This window comes from Neobacillus sp. C211, from assembly GCF_051842875.1.
Taxonomy (GTDB): Bacteria; Bacillota; Bacilli; order Bacillales; family Cytobacillaceae; genus Neobacillus.
On the sequence record NZ_JBPXRO010000064.1, the window covers coordinates 1 to 8175 of the forward strand.

At 38.4% G+C, this 8175-nt stretch carries 9 protein-coding genes; all 9 read right to left on the minus strand.

Annotated elements, in window-relative coordinates; translation table 11 throughout:
- Window positions 1-147 precede the first annotated feature (147 nt).
- Window positions 148-1452 (minus strand): diaminopimelate decarboxylase, encoded by a 1305-nt coding sequence (gene lysA / locus ACSU6B_RS28560; protein ID WP_410889823.1) that lies wholly within the window; start codon window positions 1450-1452, stop codon window positions 148-150.
- A 157-nt stretch (window positions 1453-1609) separates the two neighbouring features.
- A complete protein-coding gene (locus ACSU6B_RS28565) occupies window positions 1610-3100 on the minus strand; it encodes a spore germination protein (protein WP_215005064.1) in 1491 nt (496 codons plus the stop codon).
- Window positions 3087-3656 (minus strand): stage V sporulation protein AE, encoded by a 570-nt coding sequence (locus tag ACSU6B_RS28570; RefSeq protein ID WP_308162587.1) that lies wholly within the window; start codon window positions 3654-3656, stop codon window positions 3087-3089. Before ACSU6B_RS28570 ends, ACSU6B_RS28565 begins: the two co-directional genes overlap by 14 nt.
- A 77-nt stretch (window positions 3657-3733) precedes the next feature.
- The gene (locus ACSU6B_RS28575; RefSeq protein WP_410889825.1) at window positions 3734-4156 is read right to left on the minus strand and encodes a stage V sporulation protein AB; all 423 of its coding nucleotides are present in this window, start codon (window positions 4154-4156) and stop codon (window positions 3734-3736) included.
- A complete protein-coding gene (locus ACSU6B_RS28580; RefSeq protein WP_215005073.1) occupies window positions 4146-4766 on the minus strand; it encodes a stage V sporulation protein AA in 621 nt (206 codons plus the stop codon). Before ACSU6B_RS28580 ends, ACSU6B_RS28575 begins: the two co-directional genes overlap by 11 nt.
- 457 nt (window positions 4767-5223) lie before the next feature.
- Window positions 5224-5982, minus strand: coding sequence for an RNA polymerase sporulation sigma factor SigF (gene sigF / locus ACSU6B_RS28585; protein ID WP_215005076.1), 759 nt, complete (start codon window positions 5980-5982; stop codon window positions 5224-5226).
- A gap of 12 nt (window positions 5983-5994) precedes the next feature.
- Entirely contained in the window at window positions 5995-6435 is a 441-nt protein-coding gene (gene spoIIAB, locus ACSU6B_RS28590; RefSeq protein WP_088088858.1) for an anti-sigma F factor, read from the minus strand.
- On the minus strand, window positions 6436-6786 hold the full coding sequence (gene spoIIAA, locus ACSU6B_RS28595) for an anti-sigma F factor antagonist (RefSeq protein WP_168244969.1): 351 nt from the start codon (window positions 6784-6786) through the stop codon (window positions 6436-6438).
- 143 nt (window positions 6787-6929) lie between these two features.
- Window positions 6930-8120 (minus strand): D-alanyl-D-alanine carboxypeptidase family protein, encoded by a 1191-nt coding sequence (locus ACSU6B_RS28600; protein ID WP_410889827.1) that lies wholly within the window; start codon window positions 8118-8120, stop codon window positions 6930-6932.
- Window positions 8121-8175: the final 55 nt, after the last annotated feature.

Here is an 8175-nt window from a genome sequence, read left to right on the forward strand (position 1 = left end):
AATCAACAGACATGTTACAAAGCCTATATATTAATAATATTACAATAAATTAACGCGGTGAATGGTTAAAGTATTGTAGAAAATAAGAGGCTGTCGAAAGTTTCTCGACAGCCTGAGCTGCCACTTCAAACGAAGTGGCAGCTTTTTTTATTTCAGCGGCAAATCATGGCGTAGTAAGTCTTCGTAGGTCTCTCTTTTTACTACAAGTGTTGCTGTACCATTTTCTACAAAAACGACAGCCGGACGTGGGATTCGATTATAGTTATTTGACATTGAATAGCCGTAGGCACCCGTGCAAAAAACTGCGAGTATATCCTCTTCTCCAGTTTCTGGAAGCGGCAAATCCCAAATCAACATATCTCCAGATTCACAGCATTTCCCAGCGATTGAAACAGTTTTATTCGCTTTCTTTAATGGCTTATTTGCAAGAACAGCTTCATATTTGGCCTGATAGAGTGCAGGTCGAATATTGTCACTCATTCCGCCATCAACCGCTAAATACTTTCTAACACCAGGTACTTCTTTGGACGAACCCACTTTATAAAGGGTAATTCCTGCATCGCCAACAAGTGAACGACCTGGCTCTATCCAAATTTCTGGCATCTTTAAAGAGTAGCCCTCCGTTAACTTTTTTACTTCCCGTATAATTTCACTCACATATTGGAATGGTTGTAATGGTTCATCTTCTTTTGTATAGCGGATCCCGAAGCCCCCGCCCAAATTTAAAACCTTTGCTTCAAAGGAAAGTTCCTTTTTCCACGCTTCCATTTTTTGGACAATCTTTTTTGCAGCTAATAAAAAGCCAGTTGTTTCAAAAATTTGTGATCCAATATGGCAATGGAGTCCAAGTACCTCAAAGTTTTCAATTTCAAGCGCCATTTTTAATGCGTCTTCCGCTTGTCCATTTTGAAGATCAAACCCAAACTTCGAATCTTCCTGCCCAGTTAAAATGTAATCATGGGTATGGGCTTCAATTCCCGGAGTTACCCTTAGCAGGATATTTACATGGGCATTTTTTTCGATCGAAATTGCTTTCAATAGCGCAAGTTCCGAAAAATTATCCACAACAATACAGCCGATTTCCTGATCCAATGCCATTTCTAATTCTTCTCTGCTTTTATTATTTCCATGAAAATGAATTCTCTCGACTGGGAATCCTGCAGCCAAAGCAGTATACAATTCACCACCAGACACTACATCAAGTGATAAACCTTCTTCCTCGGCGAGCTGAATCATGGCAATGGTTGAAAAAGCTTTACTGGCATAGGCTACTTGTGCCTTAATATTTTGTTCTTCAAATGCCCGCTTAAAGGACCGTGCCCTCTCGCGCATTAATGCGACGTCATATACATAAAGGGGAGTTCCAAATTCTTTAGTCAACTCAACAGAATCAACTCCGCCAATTTCTAAATTTCCATTTTTATTTACCCCTGTTGTCCCGTAAAAATACATTCCCTTCCCTCTCTCTCAATCACTCACTATAGTTTATGCGGACAATCATAAAAGATAATAATAAATAGACAGAATCTGCAAAAGATACTGCCTATTTTCATACTTTATCCCTTTATTTAATTAAAAATACTTTAGCATAACTGCTAGAAAAGTGCAATTATTTCTCGTTCGCTTTAGGCGGCTGCCTGTATCGGTTTCTAGGATGAACAATACTAGGTCTGAGAACGGACCCTGGTATTGCACGGCGCACAATTATTTGCAAAAATCCTTTCGGTTCAAAAGGAAGGAACGGCCATAAATAAGGTGTATTAAGGGCACGTATTTTAACAAGAAAGAGAAAGAATACTGTCGTCCCAATGACAAATCCAGGCAGATGAAAGATTGAAACAAGAATCAACAGTGTTAATCGACCGATTTTGTTTGCGACGCTTAATTCATAACTTGGAGTTGTAAAAGAGCCTATCCCTGCAACGGCGACATACAAGATTACCTCAGGAACAAATAAACCAACACTAATCGCAATCTGGCCAATTAATACTGCAGCAATTAAACCCATTGCAGTTGAAAGTGGAGTAGGTGTATGAATGGCCGCTAATCGTAAAAATTCAATCCCAAAATCCGCTAAAAATATTTGAACGATAATTGGAATATTGGTTTGTTCATTTGGTCCAATAAACGAGAGCTTTTCAGGTAATAATGAAGGTTCCAATACAAACAACATCCATAATGGAAGTAGTAAAATAGACGTCAATATCCCTAAAAAACGCGTCCAACGCAGGAATGTTCCCATTGCAGGTGATTCACGGAATTCCTCTGCATGCTGCACATGATGGAAAAATGTAGCAGGTGCAATAATAACACTAGGGGAAGTGTCGACATAAATAACAACATGCCCTTCGAGAATATGTGTAGCAGCAATATCAGCACGCTCCGTATATCTTACGAGCGGATATGGATTCCATCCCTGTTTCAAGATAAATTCTTCTATCGTTTTATCAGCCATTGGAATTCCATCTGTTTCAATTGCTTTTATTTCTTTACGAATAATATTTAACAAATCTGGATCTGCAACATCTTCTAAGTAACCTAAAGCCACATCTGACTTTGACCGTTCGCCTACCTTTAGCATTTCGAAGCGCAGTCGTTCATCTCGAATTCTTCGTCTTGTTAAAGCTGTATTCAAAATAATGTTTTCAACAAATCCATCACGTGATCCTCTAACTACCTTTTCTGTATCGGGCTCTTGAGGCTGCCTGCCTGGATAGCTTCTAACATCAATGGCAAAAGCAGTATTTTCCCCTTCCATTACAACAACAATCAATCCAGATAAAACCTTGTCGACAATGATATCCAGCTGGTTAATCTGTTCAACAGATTGATTAACTAGTCTATTTTCAACAATCTTAAAGAGGTCTGTCGATAATTTTTCATGATAATTGATTTCTACTAATTCTTTAATCAATTGAATAATGTAAATGGTATCACATAACCCATTAACATAGTAAATATGGACGTCTTTTTTAAGGACTTTTAATTTCCTTACTCCAAAATCAAAGCTTACCCCTAGGCCCACCCGCTGTTTCATATAATTTTCTATTTCATTTACCGATTCCGGGATTGGCCATTTTTGTTCGTTACTTCTTGACATGAAAGCCACTCCTTTCAAGTATAAGCTCCACTGCTTTTTTCGTTATCGGGGAACCCTGCTTGTAGGAGTCACGTCTTGCCATTTTGCCAATATCCCCAACGCCTACGATGATAGGTACCTTCAATTCATCGAGGCAGTAAACAGTGTCACCATTTATTCTCCCTATTTCAAACTCTGGTATACCAAATTTATCTACCCCATATGGTGTTAAATTCCCATCTCGATCGATACTAATGTCCACCCTGGCCCATTCTTCATGTCTTGATTTTGCTGCGACAGCAATGATGCCCAGAACTTCAATTTCTTTATGTTGAGCAACAAATTTCAATGCATTTTCACCTGCGCCTTCTCCAACTATGCCACTATCATCAAACATCACTAATACAGGATCGTGAGGAGTCTTTTTTATTAACTTGACTATTTCAAGTCCAGTTAATGTTGACGGATTTCCTTGGGAACTGGATATACACCTGCCGCCAATTTCTCTAGCAACATGTTCTACAGCCCTCTTAGCATATTCATCACCATCAGTTATTAAAATAACACGCCTCCGAATGCTCATTCTGTGATGTCCTTTCATCAGAAAAGCGTAAGCGCCTGTTAAGCACTAGTGCTAGACTGTTTTCAAAAGTTTTAATGATGAACAAAATAAACCCATTGGAAGATAGATCCAAAAATCTTTCCTAATACGATGGCCATAATTAATATGGTAATTTCTCCATCTAATCGGATTCTTTTGGCGAGAATGGGGAAGACATTTAATACCTCTGTAAGAGCGGCAGCCAACATTCCATAAAAAGTCCCACCGGTCAATCCTAGAAAAATTAATGGGAAGGAATGAATGTTTAAAACGGGGTCCCTTAGGCTCGCTCCTACCCCCGTGAGTGCTCCTAAGAATACTGCCCATTCATAGTGTTGAATCATTTTAATTGTTTTACTAAGTTGTGTTAGTCTCGGGATAACTCCGAGCACCGTAAGAAAAGCTACAAAACCAGATCCTACCGCCAGTCCGCTTGCTACACCTAAAAAGATAATCGCTAAAATACTAATCATCATTAATTTTTTTTATACTTTCTTTATTTTCATGGATAATTACGTAATTATCTAAATCCATTTGGTAATTAAACATTTCTACTTCTAGAGGACTGGGTTCTTCATTAATACGTTTCTTAAAAAAATGGTTAAAAAACAGTATCATTCCTAAGCCTAAACCAATAGAATAGGGGATTTGAAACAGTAATGGTTTTGTTTCTTTTTTTCCAGTAATGATGGTATATATTTTTTCTTGGACACTCTTCATACTTACATCATCATGAAAATTCATGATCGCCATGGCTGAACCAAAAAATAAGAGAAACCATATTAAAAGAAAATAGGGAATGGAAACTCCCTTTTTCTTATACGTGACTTCAATGATGGTTTGCGCAGGACCAATGGTTTGAACTTCCACTTCTCCAAATTCTCTCTTTAATAGGTGGATTACTTTCATGACATCTATGATGACTATATTCTGGTCCGCATCTGTTAATTGATGGATCATCATAGTTTGTAAATGTGAAAGAACTTCATCCGGGGCAATGACTTGGGCAATATCCTTTAACAATACTTTTTCTTCAGGCGGTGTTTGGACACGATTCCGCATGCGGATGTATATTGTTTCTTCCAAAACATTCACTTCCCACACAATGATTTCCTCGTATAAATAGTATGAGTAATAAGCATTTTTTTCATGAAATCCAAAAACTTCCAAAGTTATTCAACAAATAAAAACCGTATGAATCAGAGATCCATACGGCCAGGCTGTCGAGAAACTTTCGACAGCCTCTTATTTTCTACAATAACTTTAACTATTCACCGCGTTAATTTATTATAATATTATTAATATATAGGCTTTGCAACATGTCTGTTGATTTGCGCGGAAGGCACGCAGACTCCTGCGGGAGGACGGGGCTGGGGAGACCCCGCAGGCGCTAGCGCCGAGGAGGCTCCCCGGACCGCCCGCGGAAAGCAAGTGCCTGGAGCGGAAATCTACAGGCCCATTAGCAGGTACAATGAATAATTAAATGCTGAGAATAAAAAATTGCCGAGAAAAATACCCTTTCTCGACAATCTGACCGTATGAATCAGAGATCCATACGGCCTTTCATTTGCTGCAATATTTTTTTTTCAAGTCGCGATACTTGTACCTGAGAAATTCCGAGCCGAATGGCAACTTCGGATTGTGTTTGATCTTTATAATATCTTAAATAGACAATAAGTCTTTCCCGTTCATCCAATTCACGGATAGCTTCCTTTAAGGCAATTTTATCAAACCATTTTCCATCATTACCGTCATCAATTTGGTCAAGTAATGTAATCGGATCCCCGTCATTTTCATAAACGGTTTCATGAATGGAAGAAGGTGTCCTGCTTGCTTCTTGAGCAAGGATTACATCCTCCGGTGTCAGCTCAAGATGGGCGGATATCTCGTTAACGGTCGGAATTCTTCCCAGCGTTTTCGATAAATCATCCTTCGCTTTTCTGATTTTGTTTCCCATTTCTTTCAGTGAGCGGCTAACCTTAACGGTTCCATCGTCACGGATAAATCGCTGGATTTCACCAATAATCATTGGAACTGCATATGTCGAAAACTTTACATCATATGAAAGGTCAAATTTATCAACTGATTTTAATAATCCGATACAACCAATCTGGAATAGGTCATCAGGGTCATAGCCCCGATTAAGAAACCGTTGGACAACAGACCAGACCAGACGCATATTCTTTTCAACAATTAAATCCCTTGATACTTGGTCTCCGTCTTGGCTCTTTTTGATGAGCTCTTTTACTTCATGGTCCTTTAAATATGTTTGACCTTTATTGTTCTTAACCTCCACATCCATTGGCAAGTCTCCTTAATTGCAAAGCATTTTGCGGTTTTGTAAATGCTTTCGTAATCTAACCTCGGTTCCTCGACCTGGCTGTGAATGAACCTCTACCTCATCCATGAAATTCTCCATGATAGTAAAACCCATACCGGAACGTTCTAAGTCCGGCTTTGTTGTAAATAATGGCTGACGAGCTTCTTCCACATCTACAATTCCCATTCCAACATCTTTTATTGTCAGATCAATTAAACTATCTTCAATGATTACTTGAATATAGACAATTCCATTTGGATCATTTTCATAACCATGTATAATTGCATTGGTCACGGCTTCTGAAACGACTGTTTTAATTTCTGTCAACTCATCCATATTAGGATCTAGTTGTGCTATAAAAGCTGCAACAGTTACACGGGCAAAGGACTCATTTTGACTTAATGCACTGAATTGAAGATTCATTTCGTTCTTCACTCAGGCCACCCCCAATCTTTGCAATGCAAATTCTTCTGTCGGTTCCATTTTTATGATTTTGAATAAACCAGACATATCGAATAATCTTTGTATTGCAGGGGAAATTGCACAAACCACCATTTCACCGTGCACCTGTTTAATTTGTTTGTATCTGCCTAATATAACTCCTAAGCCTGAACTGTCCATAAATGCAAGATGTTCCAGATTTAAGACAATATGACGAATATCATTTTTTTCAATAACTGCTATCGCTTTTTCGCGAAGTTCATCCGCGGTGTGGTGATCTAATTCACCGCTTAAACGAATACATAGAACGTCATGTTTTGTTTCCATATTAATATTAAGACTCACTATCCACGTCCTCCTTAATCTGGTATAGTGAGTCAATTCTCTTTACGGGTGTTAATATCCTTCTCCAAATACAAAACAAGTTGTTTTTCGCTAAAAGAAGTGACATATCTAGTTATTTCGACATCGAAAACGCGGAAGTGTCTTTATTTACCCGCCTTTGTAAACATACCGAAGGAACGTTTATATAGGGTCCACCATCCAGCTTCTTTTACATTTTTATTTGCTAATAAAGGACTTTCTAGAAACACTTCTCCGTCCTTAATCAACTTTATGGTCCCTACTTTATCACCTTTATGAATTGGGGCATTAAGATTTTTATTGATAATCACTTTACGTTTTACATCCGCTGTTTTTTCGCCCTTTTTAGTCAGCAAGGAAATTGGCTCACTTGTTACAGCCTCTACAGACTTTTCCTGTCCTTTGCTTATTCTCACTTGGGCAATTGTCTGGTTACGTTTATACATAGGATGTGTTTGATATTGGTTGAAAGCATAGTTAAGCATTTTAGTTACTTGGGCATTTCTTTCCTTGGATGTGGGCGCGCCAAACACCACTGCAATTACGCGCATGCCGTTCTTTTGAGCTGTTGCCGTTAAGCAGTACTTCGCTTCTGCAGTAAAGCCGGTTTTGAGTCCGTCCACACCAGGATAAAAGCGCACCAATTTATTGGTATTAACAAGCCAGAATTTTTTGTCTGTATTTTCACGAAGATATGCTTCATACATCCCGGTGAATTTCGTAATGTCTTCATATTTTAATAGTTCCTTCGCCATAATAGCCATATCACTTGCAGTGCTGAAATGACCACTGACCGGTAGTCCCGTCGTATTTTTAAAGTAAGTATGTTTTAAGCCAAGTTCTTTGGCCTTATCATTCATCATATCAACAAATGCTTCTTCTGACCCTGCAATTCTCTCAGCCATAGCAACAGAAGCATCATTTCCAGAACCAATAGCAATTCCTCTTAACATTTCCTTGGTGGTCATTTCTTCGCCAGCTTCAAGAAAAATTTGTGAACCGCCCATCGAGGCAGCATACTCACTTGCTCTGACTTTTTCATTCCAAGTAAGTTTTCCTTGATCGATTGACTCCATAATTAAAAGCATCGTCATAATTTTGGTCATACTTGCAGGCGGAAGCTCTTCATTACTGTTTTTCTCATAAAGCACTTTACCTGTGTCACGTTCAATTAAAATAGCGGATTTTACATTGTTGACGATATCAGCATTCTTCTTTTCTTCAGCATTCTTTTTTTCTTCAGCTGCAAAAGCAGATGTACTCATTAAACTTGTAAGTAAAAAAAATGTCACTATCGCAGAGACAAATCGTTTCATTCGCATAACCCTCCATTCTTTATAGCATCCATTTTTTCCAAAATTAATAACTTTA